The following is a 24,454-nucleotide window of genomic DNA, read 5'->3' on the forward strand; positions in this document are numbered from 1 at the left end:
GTCATCCCTTGATGGCGCCGGCGGTCATGCCGGCGACGATCTTGCGGTTGAAGAAGACGAAGGCCAGCAGCGGGGGAATCGTGATCAGGACGATGTCCATGAACAGCAGGTTCCATTGGGTGCTGTACTGGCTCTGGAAGTTGTAGAGGGTGACCTGCACGGTGGCGTTGTCGTCGCCGGGCAGGAAGTACAGCGGGTTGACGAAGTCGTTGAAGACGGCCACGGACGTGGTCAGGATGACCGTGATGGTGACCGGCCGCAGCAGGGGGAAGATCACCCGGAAGAACAGGGCGAGCCCCGTGCAGCCGTCGATCTGGGCGGCCTCGTCCAGTTCATGCGGGATGGCCGCGATGAAGGCGCGGAACAGCAGCACCGCGTACGACAGGCCGAAGGCGACCTCGACCAGGATCAGTCCGGGCAGGGTCTTGAACAGGCCGAGCCCTTGCAGCAGCCAGATCGTGGGCACGATCGCGGGCGGGATGATCAGCCCGGACAGCACCAGGAAGTTGGCCAGCGACCCGATCTTCCCGGCCCGGCGCTGCAGCACGAACGCGGCCATCGCGGCGAAGATCACGATCAGCGCGACCGACGCGACGGTGAGGACGGTGGAGTTGACGAAGGCGCGCAGCAGCACGTAGTCGCGCGCCTCGACGACCTCGACGAGGTTCTCCACCAGCCGCCACTCGCCCGGCCACCCGAAGTCCAGGTCCGCGGACTGCGCCTGATCCTTCACCGCGGTCAGCAGCATGAAGGAGAAGGGCACCAGGAAGATCGCGGTGGCCAGGACCAGTGCGACCGTCTCGGCGCTGAGCTTCTTGAGAGCTCTCATACGGCGACCTGCCTCTTGCCGAGGATGTAGTTCAGCGGGACGACGATGGCGGTGACCATGAGGAACAGCAGCACGTTGCCGGCCGTGGACAGGCCGAAGAAGCCGGCCTGGTACTGCTTGTAGATGATCGAGGCGATGGTGTCGCTGGTGAAGCCGGGCCCGCCGCGGGTCATCGTCCAGATCAGGTCGAACGAGCGCAGCCCGCCGATGAAGGAGAGGATGATCACGGAGTAGGTGGCCGGCCAGCTCAGCGGCAGCGTGACGTGCCGGAAGCGGTGCCAGGCGCTGCCCCCGTCGACCGCGACCGCCTGGTAGTAGTCACGGGGAATCGACATGATCCCCGCGATGTAGATGACGGTGGCCAGGCCGACGCCCTTCCACACGTCCACCATCGCCACCGACAGCAGGGCAGAGTTGGCGTCGCCCAGCCAGTCCGGGCCGTCGATGCCGACCAGGGCGAGGGCCTTGTTGACCAGGCCGGTGTCCGGTCGCAGCAGCGCGCTGAAGGTGATGCCGACCGCGACCGTGCTCACCAGCACGGGGAAGAACACCACCGAGCGTAGGAAGCCGCGCAGCCGCAGCCGCGAGGTGAGCAGCACGCCCAGCAGCAGCCCGAGGACGACCTTCAGCCCGCTCGTGACCACGGCGTAGACGATGGTGTTCTGGAAGCCGATGCGCAGGTTCTGCTCCGCGAGGAAGTCCCGGAAGTTCTGGAGTCCGACGAAGGTGCTGTCGAACAACGTCCAGCGAGTGAGCGCGAAGTAGAAGGCCATGGCCGTCGGCACCAGGAAGATCACCAGGTAGACGACGGCGGCCGGCAGGTACAGCGCATAGGGGTAGGCCGACTTTCGCCTGGCCACCGGGCGGGCGTGCCGCTGTGCGGGCGGCGCGCCGGGCCCCGTGCGGGGCCCGGCTTGGTGCTTGGTCACCACCCTGCCAGGCCCAACTGCTTGGCCTGCTTCTCCACGTCCTTGTCGTACTGCGCGGCACCCTCGGCGGGCGGCGTCAGCCCGGAGCCGACCGCGACGGTGATCTGTTCCAGCGACGGGCCCTTGATGGGCGACAGGAACTCCAGCGCCGGCGCCGTAGCACCCTTGTCGATGTAGCCCTGCAGGTCCTTGGCCACCTGGATGGCGTCCTCAGGCAGCTTGGACCCCTTGATGCGATACGGCCCCGACGGCCGCACCGCCGCGGTCACGGCCTCCGTACCTGCCGGCGAGGCGACGAAGGCGAGGAACTTCTTGGCCGCTTCCAGGTGTTCGGTGGTCTTGGCGATGTAGATGGCGGGGGGCTCCCAGACGGTGGCGCCGCTTTTGGCCGGGTCGGTGCCGGGGACGCCGAAGAAGCCGACGTCAGTGGCCGTCTGCGGGTTAGTGGCCAGAAGCGGCGGCAGCAGCGCGCTGAGCATCGCGTAGTGTGCGCCCTTGCCCTCGACCAGCATCTTCAGGCCCTGATCGAGGGTGGCCGAGCCGAAGCCCTTGTTGAGGTAATCCTTGGCGTGCACATCGGCGAGGTGCTGGAACCCGCCCTGCGCGGCGGGCGTGGTGGCGTACTTCGCCTTGCCCGCCGTGTAGTCCTGGGCGAAGGTCGGTGCCGCCGCCTGGACGTTGTAGTAGTCGGCGAGCACGAAGATCTGCGACGTCCACGTGTCCTTGAACGTGCTGATCACGGGGGTGATCCCGGCCGCCTTGATCTTGTCGTTGTTGGCCATGAACTCGGCCCACGTCTTGGGGATCTCCAGGCCCAGCTGGTCGTAGACCTTGCGGTTGTACAGGATGCCGCCGCCGGCGAGCGTCGTGGCGGGAACGCCGTACACCTTGCCGCCTTGCGTGACCACGGGCAGGTAGTCGGTCTGGACGTTGGCGAGGACGGGGTCATTGCTGAGATCGACGAGGGTCTGGGTGGGGTTGAGCGCCTGCAGCAATGAGCCCGAGTTGTACCAGAACACGTCCGTCATCTCGCCGGTGGACAGGCGGGTCTTGACGATGTTGTCGCCCTCGCTGCCGCCCGGCTGATGCTCCATCTCGATCTTGATGGTGGGGTTGGCCTTCATGAACGCGTTCGCCAGCGCCCTGGACGTGTCCACGGTCGACTGGTCGCTGCCCGTCATGAAGGAGAGGGTGACGGTGCCGTCAGCAGCGGGCTCCGAACCGGAGCCGCAGGAGGTCAGGGCCGCCATCGCGAGCACGGCCACGGCCGTCGCAAGCGTGCGGTGGGAGGTCTTCACACACCCCTCCAGGGTTTATTGAATCGTTTTAAGCGACTCCCCGATGCGGTTAACGTAGGCGTTACGTGGAGGAGTGTCAAGACACATTTTGGGTAACGGTTCCCATCCTTTTCCCAGGCCAGATCGCTGATATCGCGATTTTTTAGGTAACGTTTCTCCAGCTTCGCAAAGGAACGGCGCGCCGGGCCAGCACCCTGGTGGCCCGGCGCTCGGCCATGGCCTCGCAGCCTGCGGCCCTGCCTTCACTCATCGGCGAGTCCTGGGTGCGCGCCCGGGTTACGGGCGCAGGAGCACCTTGATGGCGCGGCGTTCGTCCATGGCCTTGTAACCCTCGGCGGCCTCGTCGAGGGGCAGCTCAAGGTCGAAGACCTTGCCGGGGTCGATCTGACGGTTCGAGATGAGGTCGATGAGCTCCGGCAGGTACTGACGGACCGGGGCTGGGCCGCCGTGCAGGTGCACGTGGGAGAAGAACAGCTCCTCGCCGGGCAGTTCGACGCCGTGCGCGACGCCCACATAGCCGACATGCCCGCCGCCCCGGGTCGAGCGGATGGCCTGCATCATCGACTCCTGGGTGCCGACCGCCTCGACGACCGAGTGCGCGCCCAGGCCGCCGGTGAGCTCCTTGATCATCCTTACGCCCTCGTCACCGCGCTCGGTGACGATGTCGGTCGCGCCGAACTCGCGGGCGAGCTTCTGCCTCGGCTCGTGGCGGCTCATCGCGATGATCCGCTCCGCGCCGAGCTGCTTGGCGGCCAGCACCGCGAGCAGGCCGACCGCGCCGTCGCCGACCACCGCGACCGTCTTGCCGGGACCGGCCTGCGCGGCTACGGCACCGAACCAGCCGGTGCCCAGCACGTCCGATGCGGCCAGGAAACTCGGGATCAGATCGTCGGAGGGGATATCCGGCGTGGCCACGAGCGTGCCGTCGGCGAGCGGGACGCGCAGCAGCTCCGCCTGGGCCCCGCCCGCGGTCGCGAACTCGCGATTGACGCAGGAGGTCTGGTAGCCGGTCCGGCAGATCTCGCAGGTGTTGTCCGAGGCGAAGAAGGACCCGATCACGAACTGGCCGGGCTTGATCGTCTTCACCGCACCGCCGACCTCCTCGACGATGCCCACGTACTCGTGGCCCATCGGGGACGGCCCGTCCACGGCGTCGATCCCGCGATACGGCCACAGGTCCGACCCGCAGATACAGGTCGCGGGCAGGCGGATGATCGCATCGGACGGAGCGATGATCTTCGGGTCCTGGCGCTCTTCCACCCGGACGTCACCGGGGGCGTGCATCACGGCACCACGCATGATGGTTCTCCTTGCTGGATGAGATCTGGTTGATGGCTGTACACAACGACCCAGGAAACACCAACCACCCTTGACCAGGGAGTTCTTGATAAAAGGTGTACTGGCAGGGCACCCCTCCCGCCCGAAGGGCCGCCTAGCCTAAGAGGATGGACAACCGCAGCGAGATCCGTGAGTTCCTGACCTCACGCCGCGCCAAGATCAGCCCGCAGCAGGCCGGGCTTCCGTCCTACGGCATCCGCCGGGTGCCGGGCCTGCGCCGCGCCGAGGTCGCCCAACTGGCCGGGGTCAGCGTGGAGTACTACTCCCGCCTGGAACGCGGCGACCTGTCCGGGGTCTCCGACAATGTCCTCGACGCCCTGGCCCGCGCGCTGCGGCTCAACGACGAAGAACGCACCCACCTGGAGCACCTGGCCCGCGCCGCCGGACCCGCCCCGCGCCGCCGGCACCGCCCCGCCCCCTGCACCGTGCGGCCCAACGTGCAGCGGCTCCTGGACGCCATGACCGGCGCGCCCGCGTTCGTCCTGAACGGCCGCTGCGACCTTCTGGCCACCAACGCCCTCAGCCGCGCCCTGTTCGCTCCCATGATCGGCTCCGCACATGGCGCCACACCCAACTTCGGCCGGTTCACCTTCCTCGATCCCCAATCCCGCCTGTTCTGGGGCGACTGGGAACGCGCCGCCGACGAAACCGTCGCCCTCCTGCACGCCCAGGCCGGCCGCGACCCGTACGACAAAGACCTCACCGACCTGGTCGGCGAACTGTCCACCCGCAGCGACGACTTCCGCACCCGCTGGGCCCGCCACGACGTCCGCCAGCACCACCAGGGCGCCAAGCCCCTCCACCACCCCGTCGTCGGCGACCTCCACCTCACCTATGAATCCCTCGAACTGGCCGCCGACAACCTCCGCCTGGTCGCCTACGGCGCCGAACCCGGCAGCGACTCTGCAGACAAACTCCGCCTTCTGGCCAGCTGGGCCGCCTCCGACACCAGCGATCTCCAGCCTCACGAAGCCCCGGGCCGCCGACCGGCAGACCAGGCCTGACCATCCCCCAGCCGCACCATCTCCGGCTATCCGGCACCGGTGACCCTGACCCGGCGGCACCAGCCGGCGTCTCAGCGAAGCGCCACGGCTATCGCGACTCCGCGCGCCCCGAATCCCGCCGCTCCAGACGGCGCGCCACCCGTTCGGCTACGGCTTCGGAGCATTCACCGAGCCCCCAGGCGGGGCCGTGGAAGTGCGGGCGACCAGGCTCGGGGTGACGGAGAAGCGCACGGGCGTCATGCGGCCCTCGATGCGTTCCAGCAGGAGCTTGCCCGCGGCGCGGCCCATCTCGGCGCCTTCCTGGTCAACGCTGGTCAGCGCGATGTTCGGCAGAGCGGCCAGGTGAGTGTTGTCGTAACCGGCGACTGAGACGTCCGCCGGGACGGACAGGCCGGCCTCGTGGAGCGCGGCGAGCGCGCCGAGCGCTGCCTGGTCAGCCCCCGCGAAGATCGCCGTCGGGCGGGAGGAACGGCTCAGCAGCTCACGGGCTCCCTCGTAGCCGCCTTTCTCGTGATAGAAGCTGGTGGCGATGGCGATCTCGTCGCCGAACCCGTGCTCGCGCATGACGCGTTCGTAGGTCGCCGACCGGATGTTGTGCAGCAGGTCGGCCGGCCTAGCCTGGCTGTCGTCCTGGTGCGTGATGTGCGCGATCCGGCGGTGCCCCAGCGCGATGAGGTGCTGCACGACGAGTTCGGCGCCCGCCTCGTCGTCATCGAACACCGAGTCGTAGTACGACGACCGCTCGTGCCGTGCCAGCACCACGGTGGGCTTTTCCTTCGCCACCTCTTCCAGCCGCGGCTTCGAAGCGAGCGGGGCGACCATGATGATGCCGTCCACCTGGCGGTCCATGAGGGCGTCGACCGCCCGCCTCTCGACCTTGCGGGTGGCGCCTCCTTGGATCATGAACGCCTGGTAGTCGGTGTTCTCGAGATACTCGGTGAGGCCGTCGAGAATGTCGGCGAAGAACGGGTTCCTGATGTGCGGCAACACCAGCCCGATCGTGAAAGTGCGCCCCCGCATCCCCCGGGCGACGGCCTGCGGCCGATAGCCGAGCTCCTCGATGGCCGTCTTGACCCGGTCCTTCATGGCCGGGCTCACGCCGTAGGCGTTGCGGATCACCTTGGACACCGCCGTGACGGAGACCTGAGCATGGCTCGCCACATCGGCGATCGTCACTCGTCGTCGACCAGGCGCGGCCATGAAACTCCATTTCCCGAGACGTGTACCGATTCTACGAGCTCAGGGCATCGCTCAGCTTGGGCGCTTGAGAAAACGTTTTAAGAGCCTACGTTCGCAGGCCGGTCCGACCACCCATGGCCGCGCCCTAGCCGTCCTCCTGTTCGCCGTGGTCAAGAGCTTGATCGGAACGGGTATCGTTACCCATTTATGTTGTGCTGCATCTCTTATACATCGGTCAATACCGGGAACCGTTGCTCGAGATGCCTCTTGACGCCGGACTGGGTTACGCCTACGTTAACGACAACGATGCGATCTTAAATCGATTTACCCCCTCGCGGAGGCGCATGGTGCGAGCCTTCCGTCACCCCCATCGCCCTGAACTGGTCGTTCCCCGCGGCCCACCCGACCGCACAGGGGTATAAGCCCGCCGCCCGATGTCGCGCATTCTCCGGAGCGGCGACTGCAGCGTTCACCCTCACGCCGACTCATTCGGCGGCCCGAGCGCCACCCTCGCGCCCGCCCTGGCATGGGCGCGACCCCAGCCACAAGCAGGCGAAGCAGCACCGGCCGGCGCGGAATGGCCGGCCGGGAAGGGAGTGACCTGTGTCGAAATCACGTCGTCGGATCCGCATGCTCGCGGGACTGGGGGTTTCCTTAGCCCTCGCTCTCTCGCAGCCCTTCGGCGCTCCACCGGCCGTCGCCGCCGGCGCGGTATCGCCCGTCCACGTCGTCGACCTCAACGTTGACGGCCGGTACGACGAATCTCTCGGCATCGACAACCTCACCCCCTCACTCGGGTGGCGGATGCAAGAGACACGACAAGCCGCCGCCCACCCGTGCCACCGGCCGCTCTCGCGGGCGGCGTGTCCCGGCGACGCGCAGACCGCGTACCAGGTCCAGGCCGCGACAAGCGAGGAGAACCTCAAGCGCGGCCGGCTGATCTGGGACTCCGGCAAGGTGAACTCCCCCGTCCAGTCCGGCGTCCGCTATGCCGGCCAAGCGTTGGGTTCACGTCAGAAGATCATCTGGCACGTCCGGGTCTGGGACGCCGACAAGAAGCCGTCGGACTGGAGCAAGCCCTCCTCATGGGAGATGGGCCTGCTGCAGCAGAGCGATTGGGGCGCGGCGCGCTGGATCGAGTACCCGGGCCGCACCGAAACGCAGCCCATGCCGATCTTCGCCCGTCAGTTCGACGTCGACCGCGGCAAGCGCGTGGCCGGCGCCCGTCTCTACCTCTCCGGCGTGGGCCTGCACCTGCCGACCTTGAACGGTCGCAAGCTCAGCGACGAAGTCCTCGCGCCCGGCTACTCCAACTACCAGCTCTCCAGTGAGTACCGCACCTACGACATCACCGACGACCTGCGCGCCGGGGCCAACACCCTCGGTGTACGGCTCGGCAACGGCCCTGCTTACGTGCGGCGCAGCGTCACCAACCCGGCCGTGGGCCGCACGGCGCCGTACTCATGGTGGCAGAGCCAGCTGAAAGGCAGCGGCTCCCTGGCCGCCGGGGCCGAGGCCGGCGCCACGACCGTGAAACTCGACAATGTCGCCAACTACCACATCGGCGGCACCATCAACATCGACACCGGCAACGGCGGCGACAACCTCGAATCGCGCACCATCACCGCGATCGGCACCGCAGGCGTTGACGGAACAGGGATCACCTTCACGCCGGGGCTGGCCAAGGCGCACTCCACCGGCGCGACGGTGACCGGCTCGGGCAACAACATCGCCGCCAGCGACCCGAGCGCCGGCGCCGCGGTCGCTCCCCGCATGATCGCGCGGCTGGAGATCGCCTACAGCAACGGCTCGACGGACGTCATCGTCTCCGACCGCAGCTGGCGCTCCGCCCTCGGCGCCCTCGTCACCGACGCTTGGTACTCCGGCTCCGACTATGACGCACGGCGCGAGCAAGTCGGCTGGGACCTGCCAGGCTCCGACCTGTCAGCCACCGCCAAGCGACGCGACGGCTCGGACATGTCGTGGGTGGACGCGGGAATAGCGCCGCCCCCGAATCTCGCCACCAAACTCGTGGCCCGGACGGCCGAGCCGGTCAAGGCCGTCGAAACGTTCACGGCGGTCTCGATGACCAACCCGACCCCGGGCACCTGGGTGTTCGACCTCGGCCAGAACATCAGCGGATGGCCACAGCTGAACCTCAAGGGCACTGTGCCCGGCGGAGTCACCATCCGGATGGCACCCGCCGAGTCTCTCGCCCCCGACGGAACCGTCGACCAGGCCTCTCTCATGGGAGGAGGCGGCAACCGGGGGCGCGACCTGTTCAACACCTACACCACGGCCGGTCTGCGCGGCGGAGAGACTTGGCACCCCGACTTCACCTACTTCGGCATGCAGTGGATCCAGGTCACCGGCCTTCCGGAGGGCTACACCCCCACGAAGGACCTGATCAAGGGCATCCGGCTGCAGGTCGCCACCCCCGTGGCAGGTGAGGTCACCACTTCCAACGCACGCGTCAACCGCATCCACAAGATGGCCCGCTACTCCTTCGCGTCGAACATGATGTCGGTCTTCACCGACTGTCCCGGCCGCGAGAAGCTGTCGTACCCGGCCGACTACACGATGCCGATGGGAGCCATCCACCGCAATTACGAACTCGCCGCCTACCTGCGGACCACGATGCGGCACCTCGTCGAGGGACAGTCGATTGCCGACACCCCCATGCGCGGAAACGTGGCGCTGAAGACGCCGGTCTACGACTGGGGCTACAGCGGACGCTTCGGCGACGAGATCAACTGGGGCAACGCCATCATTTTGGTCCCGGCGATGCTCTACGAGCTCTACGGCGACACCGAGACGATGACGCGGTACTACGACCAGATGGTCGACTTCGCCGACTACATCCAGCGACAGAAGGCGGGGACGGGCGAGAACGCGCACATTGTCGACGCCGCCCTCGCCGACTGGGTCGCGGCCGACCAGACCTCAGGCCGGATCACCGGCACCTGGGGCTACTACATCATGATCACGAAGCTGGCCAGGATGGCCGAGCTCACGGGTCACGCCGACGACGCCGCCCGCTACCAGACCCTCGCCGGTGACATCAAGAACGCCTTCAACGCCCACTTCTACAACCAGGAGCTGCGCCGCTACACCAGCACGGGCAACGCCGGGACCGCCGGCGCCACCCAGACGGCTCAGGCGCTCGCGCTCGACGCCGGGCTCGTCCCCGACAGCGAACGCCTGGCTGTCCTCGACGCGCTCGTCGAGCTTGTCTACGCTTTCCACCCCAACGGCGAGGGCCCGCACTTCAGTGGCGGCACCATCGGCATGGCCCCGACGGTCCGGGCCCTTGCCGACGGCGGCAGGGACGATGTCCTGTGGGACCTGCTGCAGGCTGATGACCAGCCGAGTTACGGGTTCTTCATGCAGCCCACCACCGCCAATCCGGGCGGCATGACCACGATCGGCGAGCAGTGGAACCGTGGAGCCTCGAAGAACCACATGATCCTGGCGCAGATCGAGGAGTGGTTCCACACCGGGCTGGCGGGCATCCGCGAGGCCGATGACTCCACCGCCTACCGGCGCCTCGTCATCCAGCCCAAGCCGGTCGGCGACCTCACCTCCGTAAAGGGCAGCTACGAGACGCCGCACGGTAGCGTGCGGTCCGCATGGACCAAGGGAGGAGACCGGTTCAAGCTGACGGTCGAGGTGCCGGCGAACACCGCCGCCGAAGTCTGGGTGCCGGCGAAAGAACAACGCCTCGTCGCAGCGCCGCACCGAGCGACGTTCCTCCGGATGGACCGAGACCACGCCGTCTACAGAGTCGCCTCCGGCTCCTTCACGTTCGTGGCGGCAATGGCAAGCTGATCCCCCTGCACTCGGTCTCCGCCTGTCCGACCAGGGCGGAGACCGAGCGGGAATTCACCGGTCGCGAGAGCCGATCGGCCCGGCGGATGCGGATCAGGACTGTGCCCGCGGCTGTGCCTCGTCCTTCGCGGCCGGCTCGGGGACGGTCATGTCCAGCAGCAGCATCGCGTCATGGTCAGGGGTGCCGGGCTCGGCGACATAGACGCCGAGGCGGTGGCCGGGGGTGCCCTCCAGGTCCATGGATTGGGCGGTGAGGTTGATGGTGCCCACGTGCGGATGGTGGAAGGTCTTGTGGGTGCGCTTGCGGCCGGTCACGTCATAGCGTTCCCAGAGCTTGGCGAAGTCGGAGCTCTTCACCAGCAGCTCGCCGATGAGGTTGGTCAGGTCGGGAGCGTCGGGTGCGGTGCCGGCCTGCGCGCGCAGGCGGGCCACGCAGCCGCGGACCTGGTTGTCCCAGTCGGGGAACAGCTCGCGGGCCGTGGGGTGCAGGAACAGGTAGCGGGCGAGGTTGCGCTGCTTGACCGGCCAGTCGTCCAGGCCTGCGTACAGGGCGAGCCCTCCGGGGTTCCAGGCGAGGAGGTCCATGCTGCGGCTGACGATGTAGGCGGGACTGGGACGCATCGTCTCCAGCAGCAGCTTCAGGTGGGGCCGCACGGTGCGGCTGGGTGGAGGCGGGGGCTCGGGAGCGTAGCGGGCGGCGTGGGCGGCCAGCTCGCGCAGGTGCTGGTGTTCCTGGTCATCGAGCTGGAGGGCGCGGGCGAGGGCGTCGAGCACCGAGGGGCTGGGGCGGGTCTCCTTGCCACGCTCGAGACGCACGTAGTAGTCGATGCTGATCCCGGCGAGGGTGGCCAGCTCTTCCCGGCGCAGCCCGGGAGTGCGGCGCAGGCCGGGCCCGATCGTGAGGCCCACCTGCTCGGGGCTGGTCTGGGTACGGCGGGCGCGCAGGAACCGGCTCAGCTCCGTGTCGCTGCTGCTGGTGGTGGTGCGCTGCTGTGCCATGTCTTCAGTCTCACACCGCGCCGACCTCCACGGTGGCCAGGTGGGGGGCCGTGTCATTACCCCGAACGCCACTCCCTGGCAATACCCGGCCTGGCACCGAATCTGGACCGGCGCGAAGGTGGATACCCCCCGACGTCCCCATCAAGCCATCATCAGAAACGGAAGAGACCGCAATGAAGCACATCATGCTGAGGGACCTGGAGGTCTCCCGCATCGGCCTGGGCGCGATGGGAATGTCCCACGGCTACACCGGCTCCGGCACCGACGAGCCCGAGTCCATCCGCACCATCCACCGGGCCTTGGACCTGGGCGTCACCTTGATCGACACTGCCGAGATCTACGGCCCCTACACCAACGAGGAGCTCCTCGGCCGGGCCTTGACGGGCCGTCGTGACCAGGTCGTGCTGGCCACCAAGTTCGGCCTGATCGCGCACGGTGGCGCGGGACCGTGGAACCTCGACAGCAGCCCGGCCAACATCCGTACCTCGGTCGAGGGCTCGCTCAAACGGCTCGGCACCGACCACATCGATCTGTACTACCAGCACCGGGTCGACCCGAACACGCCCATCGAAGAGACCGTCGGCGCGCTCGCCGAGCTGGTGGCCGAAGGTAAGGTCCGGCACATCGGGCTGTCCGAAGCGGGGCCCGACACCATCCGCCGCGCCGACGCCGTCCACCCGGTCACCGCCGTGCAGTCGGAGTACTCCCTGTGGACCCGCGGCCTGGAAGAACGAGTGCTGCCGCTGCTGCGCGAGCTCGGGATCGGCCTGGTGCCTTTCGCGCCGCTGGGCCGCGGCTTCCTCACCGGGAAGATCCGCTCCACCGATGGCTTCAAAGAAGGCGACTTCCGCCACGGCAACCCCCGCTTCACCGGCGAGAACTTCCAGCGCAACCTGCGCATCGCCGACGAGGTCGAAGCCGTCGCCGCCGCAGCGGGCGCCACCCCGGCCCAGGTCGCCCTGGCATGGCTGCTGACGCGTGGTGACGACATCGCCCCCATCCCCGGCACCAAGCGCGTCGGCCGCGTCGAGGAGAACACCGCCGCCGACGGCATCCACCTGAGCGCCGAGCAGATCGACAAGCTCACCAACCTCCCCCCTGCCGCCGGTGACACCCACACCGAGGCCGGCATGCGAATGCTGGAGCGCTGACCGCCGTCCATCCGGGCTGCCCAGCACAGGTGCAGTCCCACCATCAACACGCACACCTGCGAAATGGACATCCCATGCAGACCGTCACCTTGAACACCGGCGTAGAGATGCCGATCCTCGGCTTCGGCGTCTACCAGATCCCGCCGGAGCAGACCGAACAGGCCGTCACCGACGCCCTGGCCGCCGGTTACCGGCTGCTGGACACCGCCGCCGCCTACCGCAACGAGGAGGCCGTCGGCCGCGCGATCAAAAGCAGCGGCATCCCGCGCGAGGACCTGTTCATCACCACCAAGCTGTGGATCCAAGATCCCGGCGAGGACAACACCAAACGCGCCTTCGACACCTCGCTGCGCAAGCTCGGCCTGGACTACCTCGACCTGTACCTGATCCACCAGCCGTACGGCGACGTCTACAGCGAGTGGCGCGCCATGCAGGACCTGTACCACCAGGGCGGGATCAAGGCGATCGGGGTCTCCAACTTCTTCCCCGACCGGCTCGTCGACCTCATCGACAACAACGACGTCACGCCCGCAGTGAACCAGATCGAGACCCATCCGTTCTTCCAGCGCACGGCCGACCAGGAGATCATGCGCGAGCGCGGCGTCCAGATCGAGTCGTGGGGCCCGTTCGCCGAAGGCAGGAACGACCTGTTCACCCACCCGGTCCTGAGCGAGATCGCCGACACGCACGGCAAGTCCGTGCCGCAGGTCGTGCTCCGCTGGCTCATCCAGCGGGACGTCGTCGTGATCCCCAAGTCGGTCCGGCCCGACCGCATGGCGCAGAACATCGACGTCTTCGACTTCGAGCTCGCCGACGACCAGATGGCCCGCATCGCCACCATGGACACCGGAGGCTCGCTGTTCTTCGACCACCGCGACCCGGCCATGGTCGGCCGGCTCGGCCGGCTCCGCGTGAACGGCTGACACACACTCATCCACTGAGAGCAAGCGATGAAGGCAATCCCCGGCAACGATCGGTCCCCTGCGCTGGAGCGGCGTTCGTTCCTTCGTAGCGTGGTCCTAGCAGGAGGGGCCGTGATGGCCACTGCCCAGCTGAGCGGTTGCGCCCCATCTTCGCCCCGCCGGCCCACATCGAGACCGGCAGACCGGCCCGCCCCCTCCAGCCCGGCCGCGAAGTCCATCCTGCTGGCCTACTTCTCCCGCCCTGGCGAGAACTATTACTACGGACAGCGTCGTTTCCTCGGCGTGGGCAACACCGAGGTCCTGGCCCAGATGATCAGCAGCCGCATCGACTGTGACCTCTACCGCATCCAACCCGCCGACCCCTACCCCGAGGACTACTCAGAGACCGTCGAGCGCAATGTCCAGGAGCAAGACGCCGACGCCCGCCCAGCGATCGCCGGCCCTCTGCCCACGCTCGACCGCTACGACACGGTGCTGCTCGCCAGCCCCATCTGGAACGTCCGAGCACCCATGATCATGACGACGTTCACCGAGAAGCTCGACGTCCGCGGCAAGACCGTCTTCCCCCTCACGACACACGCCATGAGCGGGCTGGGAACGACTGAGCGCGACTACGCCGCCTCATGCCCAGGCGCGCGCTTCGGGGAAGGGCTCGCCATACGTGGCGAAGAAGTCAACGACGCCCAAGCCGAGGTCGACTCATGGCTGCAACGCACCGGCCTCCGCCGAGCATGACAAGCGGTGGCGGCCGCGGCCATGTCGATCCGCAGCCCCACCGCCCCGCGCGGCGCGGACGAGGCAGCGGGGCACGGCCACGACTGTGAGTGCTGAAGATGGGCCACCACTCTGACCTGGTGCTGGTCCGAGAACGATCGGTGGGCTTGAATCTTCACTAAAGGGATGCCATCTGGGCACCCGTGCGCTTGGTGCCAGGCATGGGAGGTACGGTGACGCCGGATTCGATCCCCGAAATCGACCACATCTCAGCCGGATACGACCCTGACCCTGCACTGTCGATGTCGTTGCACGCCGACGCCTACACCGATCCTCAATGGTTCGACGTCGACCAGCGGGCGATCTTCGCTCGTACGTGGCAGTGGCTGTGCCATGTCGAGAAGCTTCGGGAGCCGGGAAGCTATATGACGGGCACGGCGGCCGGCATGCCCATCGTCGCCGTCCGGGACGAGGCCGGAACGCTGCGGGCGTTCTACAACGTGTGCAAGCACCGGGCGCACGAACTGCTGTCCGGCACCGGCGTCCGGCGCAGCATCGTGTGCCCCTGTCACGCCTGGACCTTCGACCTGACCGGCCGGTTGAGGCGAGCGCGCAACACCGGTGACATGCCGGGCTTCGACACCTCCACGGTATGCCTGGACCAGATCCAGGTCACCGAGTTCGGGGGCATGGTCTACGTCAACCTCGATCCCGAGGCGGCCCCTCTGCCGGAGCAGGCCGGGGGCCTCGAGGCGGAGATCCAGGCAAGGGCGCCGGACGTGGCCAAGCTGACCCTCGCCCGCCGCCTCACCTATGACATCGCCTCCAACTGGAAGAACGTCGTCGACAACTTCCTGGAGTGCTACCACTGCCATGTGGCCCACAAAGACTTCGTGTCCCTGGTCGACATGAGCACCTACAAGGTCACCACCTACGGGATCTACTCGAGCCACATGGCGCAGGCCGGTACAACGGAGAACTCCGCCTACGACGTGTCACGCGCGACGGTCACCGAGCATGCGGTCTGGTGGCTGTGGCCCAACACCTGCCTGCTGCGCTATCCCGGCCGGGGGAACTTCATGGTGCTGCAGATCATCCCTGACGGCCCGGAACGGACTCGCGAAATCTGGGACTTCTATCTGGAGACCGCGGAGCCCGACGAGGCCGAGCTGGACAGCATCCGGTACATCGACGAGGTTCTCCAGGTGGAGGACATCGCCTTGGTGGAAAGCGTCCAGCGCGGAATGCGCACCCCCGCGTTCACCCAGGGGAAGATTGTATATGACCCCAACGGGTCCGGGTTGTCGGAGCACGCGGTCCACCATTTCCATGGCCTCATCCTCGATGCCTACCGACACGAGCTCGGACGATCCCGCACAACCTCCTGAGATGAGCTGCGGAGGCGGCTCCATAGTGGGCTAGCCCTTCGCCTTGGCTGCCTTCTTGAAGGCGCGGACCTCGGCGAGCGACTCCGGCCCCGTCACGTCGGCGATCGAGCGGTGCGAGCCCTCCTCGCCGTACGGACCGGCGGCTTCGCGCCAGCCCGGCGGCTGGACGCCGAGCTGCTTGCCGAGCAGGGCGAGGAAGATCCGCGCTTTCTGCTCGCCGTAGCCGGGCAGGGCCTTGAGGCGCTTGAGCACCTCCTTGCCGTCGGGGTCGCCCGTGGTCCAGATCGCCTCGGTGCGCCCGTCGTAGTGCTCCACGACATACTGCGCCAGCGCGTGCACCCGCCTCGCCATCGACCCGCCGTAACGGTGGATCGCCGGCTTGGTCACGCAGAGCTCGACGAACTCCTCGAGGTCGGATTCGGCGATCTTCGTGACGCTGAAGCCGCCCATCCGGTCCGCGATCTTCTTCGGCCCGATGAAGGCGATCTCCATGGCGATCTGCTGATCGAGGAGCATGCCCGTCAGCAGGGCGAACGGGTCCTCGGAGAGGAGCTTGTCGGCTTCTGGATCGTCGACCAAACGCACCATGCCACTACTCTACGAGGTGCCGCCGAGCGTCACGGCACATCCTGGCGAGGTGATGGGACAGGCGGCTCTGCTCCCAGTCCACCGTCTTGGCCAGGTCCTGGACCCCGAATACTTGACATGTCATGGGATCCGGCTAACGTACATGACACATCAATTGATGCGTCATGTATCTTCGTGAACGAAGAGATGACACATCATCTGTGCAGGTGCTTGGGCACCCGTAGATGAAGGAGAAGCTGTGGCGGACAAGAGAGTGATCGCGGTGGTCGGCGCGACCGGGGCGCAAGGCGGCGGGCTGGCGAGGGCGATCTTGGCTGATGGCGGCGCGTTCACGGTGCGGGCGCTGACCCGTAATGCGGCCTCGGACAAGGCGCGGGAACTGGCCGCCCAAGGAGCCGAAGTGGTCGAGGCCGACATCCGGGACGAGGCGCGGCTGACGGAGGCGTTCGACGGGGCCACCCACGCATACCTGGTGACGAACTTCTGGGAGCACATGTCGCCGGAGCAGGAGAAGCAGGACGCCGCGACGATGGCGCGGGCAGCCGAGAAGGCCGGGCTGCGCCACGTCATCTGGTCGACGCTGGATGACACCCGCGACCACATCCCCCTCGACGACGAGCGCATGCCGACGCTGATGGGCCAGTACAAGGTGCCGCACTTCGACGCCAAGGCCGAGGCCGACCGGTTCTTCATCGACGCCGGGGTGCCGACCACGTTCCTGCGGACCACGTTCTACTGGGAGAGCCTCCTCGGCCGGCTGGCGCCGAAGCGGGGAGAGGACGGGCGGCTCGTGCTCGCCCTGCCGATGGCCGACGGCAAGCTCGCCGGCATCGCGTCCGAAGACATCGGGAAGACCGCCTACGGCATCTTCAAGCGGGGCGACGAGCTCGCCGGCCGGACCGTCAGCATCGCCGGTGAGCACCTGACCGGCGTGGAGATGGCCGCGCACCTCAGCAAGGCGCTGGGCGAAGAGGTCGGCTACGTGCCGGTGCCGTTCGATGCCATGCGCGCGCAGCCCTGGCCCGCCGCCGCCGAGCTGGGGAACATGTTCCAGTTCTATGCGCAGGTGCCGCAGTTCGTGACCGACCGCGACCTCGACGTCGTCCGCGGCCTCAACCCGGAACTGCAGAACTTCGAGCAGTGGCTGGCGGCGCACAAGACCGCCCTCGCCGGCATCTGACCACGACCCCGGTCATCCCCCATCCGCATCCATCCCCCAAAGGTTCCTGGAAATCGTTGTGAACATCGTTTTGTGGGTCGTCTCCGCTCTGCTGGCGCTCGTCTTCCTCGGCGCCGGTGGCGCGAAGCTGGCTCAATCGAAGGAAAAGCTCATCGCTTCGCCGAACATGGCCTGGGCGGAGGACTTCCCGCCCGGCGCGCTCAAGACGATCGGCGCGCTGGAGGTGCTGGGCGCGATCGGGCTGATCCTGCCCCCGGCGCTCGGCATCGTTCCGATGCTCGCGCCGCTGGCCGCCCTCGGGCTGGCGGTGACGATGATCGGCGCCATCCTCACACACGCCCGGCGCAAGGAGTCCCAGCCGGTCGTGATCAACCTGGTGCTGCTCGCACTGGCCCTGTTCGTGGCCTGGGGCCGCTTCGGCCCGTACCCCTTCGCCTGATCACAGAGACCGCCATCGCCCGACCCCGGGCACCCATGACGTGGCGTGGTAGGTGAATATGGGACTTGATTGCGTGGGAGGTGATCTCGGTGAGCAACGTGGAAGCCGAGCCTGTCGAAATGCGGTGCGGAGAGCCGGTGGACGACGGGCGCCTGGCTGAGGAGCCGTCGGTTGACGTGCTCTCTGCGCGGGACGTGCCTCTGGGCGGGCCGCGGGCGATGTCCGTACGGCGGACGCTGCCACAGCGGGGCCGGACGTTGATCGGAGCCTGGTGCTTCGCCGATCACTACGGCCCCGACGACGTGGCCCGGACGGGCGGCATGGAGGTCCCGCCGCATCCGCACACCGGCCTGCAGACGGTGAGCTGGCTCTTCAGCGGGGAGGTCGAACACCGCGACAGCCTCGGCAGTCACGCCTTCATCCGTCCCGGTGAGATGAACCTCATGACCGGCGGGTACGGCATCGCCCACTCGGAGGTCTCCACTCCGCGCACCACCGTCCTCCACGGCGTCCAGTTGTGGGTGGCGCTCCCCGAAGAGCACCGCAACGCCGGACGGGACTTCCAGCACCACGTACCCGAACCCGTGCGGATCGACGGGGCCGAGATCAGGGTGTTCCTGGGCTCGCTCGCCGGAGACGTCTCCCCCGTGCGGACCTTCACCCCGCTGCTCGGCGCCGAGATCACCCTCGAACCGCATGCGGCGATCACCCTCGCCGTGGACACGGCGTTCGAGCACGGCCTTCTCGTGGACAGCGGGCACGTCCGCGTCGCCGGCGCCCTGCTGCGCCCGGCGGAGCTCGGCTACGTCCGCCCCGGCATCGACGCCCTGGAGCTGACGAACGCGTCAGACGGCCCGGCCCGGGCGATCCTGCTCGGCGGCACTCCGTTCAAGGAAGAGATCGTCATGTGGTGGAACTTCATCGGCCGCACGCATGAGGACATCGTCCGGGCGCGCGAGGACTGGGAGGCCTCCTCCGACCGTTTCGGCGTCGTTGACGGATATCCGGGGAACCGCCTTCACGCGCCCGTCCTGCCCAACGCCACCATCAAGCCGCGCGGAAATCCACCGCATGGCCAGCTCCGCCCGAAAGGCACCTCATGAGCCAGACGTCTGCCGCTCCGATCGTCGACGACGCCTTCGCCGGCCAGGACCTGGCCACGCGGTTGGCTTCGCCGACATCACCGATCCCGTGACCGCCGACGTCCCCACCAGCCTCCGACGACCTCGACGCTCTCCTTCTCGAGGGCCTTGTGCCACACCGGATCCCGCAGCAGCCGCGCCTCCCAGGTCCGCACGATGCCGTCCGGTCCTGTGACCGCGTCCTCGCGGGACGGGTGCAGGAACAACTCGCTCGTGCCCTCGGGGAGGGCCGCGAGCCGGCGGAGGTAGTCGTCCCGCAGTCGCTCGTAGGATCCGAGCTCGGGTGCGCTGCGCCGGTTGGTCGCGATCGTCTGCGGGATGGCCACGCCGAGTGCGTCGGCCAGGGCGACGGCGCGCTCGTGCGCTGCCGCGAGCGCCGGCGGGAGCGGCCCGCCGAAGTACGGCTCCGGGTCGCGGGGCAGCCGGAAAGCAAGGCCGTGGTGCGCACACCACTCAAGCGCCTCGGCGAGCCACGATCTGCCGTGCAGGCCGTAGAGGGTGCCGGCGTGGGAGTCGGCCGCCTCGGGCAGGGGACCCCGGTCGCGCATCCAGTGCAGCTGTGCGTCCGCCTCCCGGATGACATCCTGGGCCTCGCCGCGGGCTCCGAGAACCAGCGGATCGTCACTGAGCGTCCCGTCCGGATCGACGAGGCTCGCCGCGCCGTTGAGGGGCCGCCAGCGCGGGAGGCCGCGCTCGCTCGTGAGGGTCACGTGCAGCCGCGGCACGACGCCGAGCTCCCGGACCTGCTTCGCGGCTCGCTCCGCGGCCGGCGAGACGCAGATGAGGGTCGTCGCGGTGACATGTCCCTCGGCGAGCAGAGCGGCGATGACCTCGGTCGTCCCGGGTTCCCGGCCGAGATCGTCGGCGGTGATCACGACGCGGCGGGTCATCGGGGGCGCTCCACGGCGGACTCGTCCACGGGACCGGGGGGCGGCGGTTCGACCGGCTCAGCCGCCTCAGGCGGTGTCTCGATCGGGACCGAGATGAGGCGCGCCGCGACCGCGCCGATCGTCGTCAGCACGAACGGGTACACGCATAAGTACACCCGGAACGCGAGCCCGGGGTCGGCGCCGGGATCGTCGCCCGAGTTGTAGCCGAAGAACACGCCCAGCGAGGTGAGCGCGAGTCCGGTCACGATCCCGTTGAGCCGGCCGAAGAAGCCGAACGCGGACAGGAAGAGCCCTTCCCGATGCTCCCCGTTACGCGCGGCGTCGGCGTCCAGCACCCGCGCGACTATGAGGTCGTTCGTCGCGAGCATTCCCGACCACCCGGCCCCGACGAGCACCCCCGCGGCGATCGCGGTAACGAGGTCGGTGGCGAAGAACAAGGCCGCGAAGCTGGCCGCGAGGACCGCGAAGGCGAGCCGCCAGGTCCACAGCGCGCCGCGGCGCGCGACGACGCGCGTCCACACCACCAGGCCGCCGGCCGAGACGAGGATGACGATGCCCTGGAGGTAGAACGCGTTCGCGACCGGGAGCCCGAGCGAGTAGCGGACATACAGCTGGATGCCCGCGAGGACGAGCGCCATGGCCATCCCGTAACAGGCGCCGGTGAGCCCGACCGTCCAGAACGTCGGGTTGCGCACGATCGACCATACGCTCGGCAGCAGCAGCGGCCGCTCGCGCGTGGAGTAGCGGGGACGCTCGCGCGCGCCGAGCGCCATGAACACGATCACGACGAGCGCGACCGCGCCATAGATGATCGCTGTGATCTGGAAGCCTTGGGTGGATTCCTCGGTGCCGAACACGCTCGTCGTGAGCAACGGGGTGACCGCGAGCGAGATCACGAGCGCCACGAGCTGGAAGCCCTGGCGCAGACTGTTGGCCGCGGCGCGGTCGCGCTCCCGCGGGTAGAGCTCGGGGAGCAGCGCGCCGTAGTTGGCGTTGAGCATCGAGTCGAAGGCCTCGCACAGGATCGCGAACACCGCGAACCAGAGCACGAGGCCGATGCCCTCCAGAGACGTCGGCGCGGAGAAGAATGCGACCATGCAGGCCGCGAGCATCGGCGCGCCGACGAGCAGCCACGGGCGGCGCCGGCCGAACCGGCTCCGGGTGCGGTCGGAGAGGTGGCCGAGCAGCGGGTTGTCGAGCGCGTCGATGACCGCGTAGATCACCATGACCACGCCGTAAGCCCGCACGTCAAGCCCGAGAATGTCGACGTAGAAGACGATCATCGACCCTTTGATCATGTTGATCGGGATGGATGTGCCGAACATCCCGATCGCGTAGCGCCACGCGGGAGTCCGCCCCGGGGCGGAGGCCGTACCGGGCTGGGACACGCGATCACCTTCCTTGCCGTGCCGACGCTCTGCCCGGCGTCACCTTCGCACTCGAACGAGAACAGCGGGTGAAGCGGAGTCGTGCCACGCCGGACGTCGCCTGCCGGTCCGGTCCCAGTGATGCTGGTCTGCGATCGCGGGCACGTCAAGAACCTGCCCGGCCGCCCCCCGATGTCAGCGGCAGAACGGGACCATGCCGAGCACGGATTTGACGCCGCCCAGCAGATGCTGGGTGAAGTATTGGTCGCCGTCCATGGGTTCGTCGGTCCAGGCCTTGACGTCGTGGCCGAGGGTGGTGAGCCAGGCTTTGCCGCCGTCGTAGTACTGGCACCAGCTCACCGGGTGGTGCTCGCCGTGGCCGGGGTGTCCGAGGCTGCCGCGCACCCCTCGGGCCAGGGTGCTCTCGTCCACCTCGGCCAGCACGCGGACGCGGGTCGGTGCGGGGACGAGGTTGTACCACTCGTCGGTGAAGGCCCAGGTCCGGGGCAGGCCTTGGGTGGAGGCGTCGCGGTGGCCGACGGTGACGACGGTGCCGGGCTGGTTGGCGCTGTGGTCGTAGAAGTTGGCGTTGCCGAGCAGCCCCTCGTACCAGGGCCAGTTGTATTCGGTGCCGAAGGCGTTGTGCACGCCGATGAAGCCGCCGCCGGCGCGGACGTACTGGCGCAACGCGGTCTGCGCGGCGTCGTCCAGGGTGTCGCGGGTGGTGCTGAGGAACATGACCGCGTTGTACGGCAGCAGGCGGCCCGCTGACGACAACTGGGTGACGTCCTCGGTGTAGTCGACCGCGAAGCCGTTCTCCTGTCCGAGCTTGATCACCGCTTTGACGGCCACGTTGTTGTCGTTGAGCGGCGGGTTGAGTCCGGGGCCGAGCGGCGTGCCGAGGTGTGCGTGGCGGGGGCCGGCGGTGCGGCTGTAGACGAGCAGCTTGTAGCCCTTGGCCGGGTCGAAGTTGCCCCAGTCGTGGTAACAGCGGGGGTCGGTGCCCCGGCAGACGCCGTAGTCGGGATCACCAAGGTTCTGCGCCGGCACGGGGGACGCGGCGGAGCTGGGAGCAGTGGCGGTGAGCAGGAGGGCCGCCGCTCCGGTGGCGGCGGCGACGGAGAGTTTGCTGCGCATGGGCACCTCGCGTAACGATCCGCCAGGCGGATCGATTGGTCCACTCAGGGGCTTGAGCGTAACCACGGATCTTCGCCGGAACAAGCTCTTGTCTTCACTGCGGATCGGACTTAGAGTGCGTCCGTCACATGGATCCATCGGCCCACTAGGCGGATCGCCGAACGGGGTCCCTCGTGCTCAAAGCCAGGCCGGCAGGATGGACGGCGGGATCGGCCCCTTGTTCCTCCGCCCCTGGCCGCTCTCCTCCCAGGCGTGGGCCAGGATCCCGACAGACCTGCTGAGCACGAAGAGCCCGCGCGCCAGCGGCGCGGGAAAGCCGAGCTCGGCGTAGACCACGGCGGTCGCCCCGTCGATGTTCATCGGCACCGGCTCGATCAGCCGCTCGACCTCGATCGCGGCACGCAGGTGCGCGCCCGGCACCACCCCGTCCGCGACCGCTTCGGCCACGAGGCCGAGTAGCGGGTCGCGGCGCGGATCGCGCCGGTGGAACCGATGCCCGAAGCCGGGCAGGTATTTGTCACGCGCACGCCAGCGGGCGACCACGGCGGCCGCGTCTCCGTCACCGGCCACTTCCTCCAGCAGCGTGACGCATTGCTCGCCGGCGCCGCCGTGCACGTCGCCGAGCAGGTTGACACCCGTGGCGACGGCGTTGTTGAGCCCCACCCCGCAGGTGGCGGCCATCCGGGCGACGGCGATCGACGGCGCGTGCGGCCCATGATCGACCGACGAGACCAGCGCCGCCTCCAGCAACGCCGCCCGGCGCGGATCGGGCCGCTCGCCCCGGAGCATGAGCCAGATCATCTCGGTGAGGCCGATGCGCCCGATGAGGTCCTGGACCGGCTGACCCCGCAGCTCGATGACATCGGGCTCGATCCTCGACACCGCGGTCGCCCACCAGCCGGCCACCTCGGCTTCGACGTCGCCGCCTGAGGCACGGGGAGGGACCTCGGCTCGCTCGCTCATGACGCCACCCCGAACTCGTCGTTGTGCTCCCCGAGCCGCGGGGCGGACCCTCGTGGGCGGAGGGCGACGCCGTCGACGACCACGCCGTTCCCCGTGACGGTGACCTGCCGCTCGCCCGCTCCCGCGAACGGCACCTCCGTCAGGAAGCCACGCTGACGTACCTGGTGGAGTGCGAGCGCTTGCGGGACGGTGAGAATGCGGGCGGCGGGCACGCCCTCGCGGGCGAGCATCTCCTCCCATTCCAGCGCGGTCTTGGCCCGCAGCGCCTGATTGAGCTCACGGTTGAGGTCCTGCCGGTGGGTCTTGCGCGCTTCACGCTCGGCGAAGCGGGGATCGGCGGGCAGGTCGGGCCGCCCGATGAGCCGGCACAGCGTCTCGAACTGAGCCTGCTGGTTGGCGGCGATGTTGAGCGGCCCGTCGGCGGTCTCGAACGTGCCGGAGGGGGCGGCGGTGGCGTTCTGGTCGCCCATCGGCTCAGGCTCGACACCGCTGATCAGGTAGTTGGACACGGTCCAGCCCATCGCCGACATCGACGACTCCAGCATGGACAGGTCCAGATGGCAGCCACGCCCGCTGCGGTATCGTCCGGCCAGCGCGGCGGAGATCGCCAGAGCGGCCATCAGCCCGCCGATGGTGTCGCAGATCGGGAACCCCACCCGCAGCGGGGCGGTGTCAGCGGTGCCGGTGACGCTCATCATGCCGGACAACCCTTGGATGATCTGGTCGTAGGCGGGGGCCCCGCTCATCGGCCCGCTCTGCCCGAAGCCGGAAATGGCGCAGTAGACCAGGCCGGGGTTGAGCTCGCGCAGGCGGTCCCAGCCGTAGCCGAGCCTGCTCATCACCCCGGCCCTGAAGTTCTCCAGCAGGACGTCGGCATCGGTGACCATGGACTCGAAGGCGGCCCGCCCGGCTCGGCTCTTCAGGTCGAGCTCGACCGACTTCTTGCCGGCGTTCTGGGCCAGGAAGGATGCGCCCATCCGCGCGCGATTGAGCTCAGGGTCGGGACCGAGCCGCCGGGCGAGATCCCCGGTGCCGGGCAACTCCACCTTGACCACCTCCGCGCCGAACAGCATCAGTTGATAACTGCAGTACGGCCCGGCCAGAACGTTGGTCAGGTCCACGACCTTGACGCCGTCCAGTGGCAACTGCTGCATGCACGCTCCATAGA

21 protein-coding genes are annotated in these 24,454 nt (G+C 68.3%); 9 read left to right on the plus strand and 12 right to left on the minus strand.

Features of this window, described 5'->3' with window-relative positions:
* Window position 1 precedes the first annotated feature (1 nt).
* The 4 genes from OHA25_RS48765 to OHA25_RS48780 all read right to left on the minus strand — a co-directional run bounded on the left by OHA25_RS48765 (window position 2) and on the right by OHA25_RS48780 (window position 4,355).
* The gene (locus tag OHA25_RS48765) at window positions 2-829 is read right to left on the minus strand and encodes a carbohydrate ABC transporter permease (RefSeq protein WP_327583663.1); all 828 of its coding nucleotides are present in this window, start codon (window positions 827-829) and stop codon (window positions 2-4) included.
* Entirely contained in the window at window positions 826-1,758 is a 933-nt protein-coding gene (locus OHA25_RS48770) for a carbohydrate ABC transporter permease (RefSeq protein WP_327583664.1), read from the minus strand. Before OHA25_RS48770 ends, OHA25_RS48765 begins: the two co-directional genes overlap by 4 nt.
* Window positions 1,755-3,056, minus strand: a complete 1,302-nt coding sequence (locus OHA25_RS48775; RefSeq protein ID WP_327583665.1) for an ABC transporter substrate-binding protein — start codon at window positions 3,054-3,056, stop codon at window positions 1,755-1,757. Before OHA25_RS48775 ends, OHA25_RS48770 begins: the two co-directional genes overlap by 4 nt.
* Window positions 3,057-3,332: 276 nt before the next feature.
* Complete coding sequence (locus OHA25_RS48780) at window positions 3,333-4,355, minus strand: zinc-dependent alcohol dehydrogenase family protein (RefSeq protein WP_327583666.1); 1,023 nt, start codon at window positions 4,353-4,355, stop codon at window positions 3,333-3,335.
* A 146-nt stretch (window positions 4,356-4,501) separates the two neighbouring features.
* Between OHA25_RS48780 and OHA25_RS48785 the strand changes: the two genes are divergently transcribed.
* A complete protein-coding gene (locus OHA25_RS48785) occupies window positions 4,502-5,398 on the plus strand; it encodes a helix-turn-helix domain-containing protein (protein WP_327583667.1) in 897 nt (298 codons plus the stop codon).
* Between the two features lie 147 nt (window positions 5,399-5,545).
* Here OHA25_RS48785 and OHA25_RS48790 read toward each other — a convergent pair whose 3' ends face one another.
* Window positions 5,546-6,559, minus strand: coding sequence for a LacI family DNA-binding transcriptional regulator (locus OHA25_RS48790; RefSeq protein ID WP_327583668.1), 1,014 nt, complete (start codon window positions 6,557-6,559; stop codon window positions 5,546-5,548).
* Window positions 6,560-7,180: 621 nt separating this feature from the next.
* Here OHA25_RS48790 and OHA25_RS48795 point away from each other — a divergent pair.
* Entirely contained in the window at window positions 7,181-10,405 is a 3,225-nt protein-coding gene (locus OHA25_RS48795) for a family 78 glycoside hydrolase catalytic domain (protein ID WP_327583669.1), read from the plus strand.
* Between the two features lie 93 nt (window positions 10,406-10,498).
* Here the strand turns inward: OHA25_RS48795 and OHA25_RS48800 are convergent, their stop codons facing one another.
* Window positions 10,499-11,404, minus strand: a complete 906-nt coding sequence (locus OHA25_RS48800) for a helix-turn-helix transcriptional regulator (RefSeq protein ID WP_327583670.1) — start codon at window positions 11,402-11,404, stop codon at window positions 10,499-10,501.
* A 173-nt stretch (window positions 11,405-11,577) separates the two neighbouring features.
* On the opposite strand from OHA25_RS48800, the gene OHA25_RS48805 reads away from it, so the two are divergent.
* From OHA25_RS48805 to OHA25_RS48820, 4 genes are all read left to right on the plus strand, one after another.
* Window positions 11,578-12,555, plus strand: coding sequence for an aldo/keto reductase (locus OHA25_RS48805; protein ID WP_327583671.1), 978 nt, complete (start codon window positions 11,578-11,580; stop codon window positions 12,553-12,555).
* A 74-nt stretch (window positions 12,556-12,629) separates the two neighbouring features.
* Window positions 12,630-13,478, plus strand: coding sequence for an aldo/keto reductase (locus tag OHA25_RS48810; RefSeq protein ID WP_327583672.1), 849 nt, complete (start codon window positions 12,630-12,632; stop codon window positions 13,476-13,478).
* Window positions 13,479-13,592: 114 nt separating this feature from the next.
* Entirely contained in the window at window positions 13,593-14,213 is a 621-nt protein-coding gene (locus tag OHA25_RS48815; RefSeq protein WP_327583673.1) for a flavodoxin, read from the plus strand.
* A 212-nt stretch (window positions 14,214-14,425) separates the two neighbouring features.
* Complete coding sequence (locus OHA25_RS48820; protein ID WP_327583674.1) at window positions 14,426-15,580, plus strand: aromatic ring-hydroxylating oxygenase subunit alpha; 1,155 nt, start codon at window positions 14,426-14,428, stop codon at window positions 15,578-15,580.
* A gap of 30 nt (window positions 15,581-15,610) precedes the next feature.
* On the opposite strand, the gene OHA25_RS48825 is transcribed toward OHA25_RS48820, so the two are convergent.
* Complete coding sequence (locus OHA25_RS48825; RefSeq protein ID WP_305916199.1) at window positions 15,611-16,168, minus strand: HhH-GPD-type base excision DNA repair protein; 558 nt, start codon at window positions 16,166-16,168, stop codon at window positions 15,611-15,613.
* A 238-nt stretch (window positions 16,169-16,406) separates the two neighbouring features.
* Between OHA25_RS48825 and OHA25_RS48830 the strand changes: the two genes are divergently transcribed.
* The 3 genes from OHA25_RS48830 (at window position 16,407) to OHA25_RS48840 (ending at window position 18,890) form a co-directional block, all read left to right on the plus strand.
* Window positions 16,407-17,348 (plus strand): NmrA/HSCARG family protein, encoded by a 942-nt coding sequence (locus tag OHA25_RS48830; RefSeq protein WP_327583675.1) that lies wholly within the window; start codon window positions 16,407-16,409, stop codon window positions 17,346-17,348.
* Window positions 17,349-17,406: 58 nt separating this feature from the next.
* Window positions 17,407-17,787, plus strand: coding sequence for a DoxX family protein (locus OHA25_RS48835; protein WP_327583676.1), 381 nt, complete (start codon window positions 17,407-17,409; stop codon window positions 17,785-17,787).
* An 89-nt stretch (window positions 17,788-17,876) separates the two neighbouring features.
* Window positions 17,877-18,890 (plus strand): pirin family protein, encoded by a 1,014-nt coding sequence (locus tag OHA25_RS48840; RefSeq protein WP_327583677.1) that lies wholly within the window; start codon window positions 17,877-17,879, stop codon window positions 18,888-18,890.
* Between the two features lie 77 nt (window positions 18,891-18,967).
* On the opposite strand, the gene OHA25_RS48845 is transcribed toward OHA25_RS48840, so the two are convergent.
* The 5 genes from OHA25_RS48845 to OHA25_RS48865 form a co-directional block, all read right to left on the minus strand.
* The gene (locus tag OHA25_RS48845) at window positions 18,968-19,819 is read right to left on the minus strand and encodes a carbohydrate deacetylase (RefSeq protein ID WP_327583678.1); all 852 of its coding nucleotides are present in this window, start codon (window positions 19,817-19,819) and stop codon (window positions 18,968-18,970) included.
* Window positions 19,816-21,207 carry an MFS transporter gene (locus OHA25_RS48850; RefSeq protein WP_327583679.1) on the minus strand — a complete coding sequence of 464 codons (1,392 nt, stop codon included), beginning with the start codon at window positions 21,205-21,207 and terminating at the stop codon, window positions 19,816-19,818. Before OHA25_RS48850 ends, OHA25_RS48845 begins: the two co-directional genes overlap by 4 nt.
* A gap of 174 nt (window positions 21,208-21,381) precedes the next feature.
* Window positions 21,382-22,323, minus strand: coding sequence for a ThuA domain-containing protein (locus tag OHA25_RS48855; RefSeq protein WP_327583680.1), 942 nt, complete (start codon window positions 22,321-22,323; stop codon window positions 21,382-21,384).
* A gap of 177 nt (window positions 22,324-22,500) precedes the next feature.
* On the minus strand, window positions 22,501-23,286 hold the full coding sequence (locus OHA25_RS48860; RefSeq protein ID WP_327583681.1) for a citryl-CoA lyase: 786 nt from the start codon (window positions 23,284-23,286) through the stop codon (window positions 22,501-22,503).
* Window positions 23,283-24,440 carry a CaiB/BaiF CoA transferase family protein gene (locus OHA25_RS48865; RefSeq protein WP_327583682.1) on the minus strand — a complete coding sequence of 386 codons (1,158 nt, stop codon included), beginning with the start codon at window positions 24,438-24,440 and terminating at the stop codon, window positions 23,283-23,285. Before OHA25_RS48865 ends, OHA25_RS48860 begins: the two co-directional genes overlap by 4 nt.
* Window positions 24,441-24,454 lie beyond the last annotated feature (14 nt).

It is taken from the genome of Nonomuraea sp. NBC_00507, from assembly GCF_036013525.1.
Taxonomy (GTDB): Bacteria; Actinomycetota; Actinomycetes; order Streptosporangiales; family Streptosporangiaceae; genus Nonomuraea.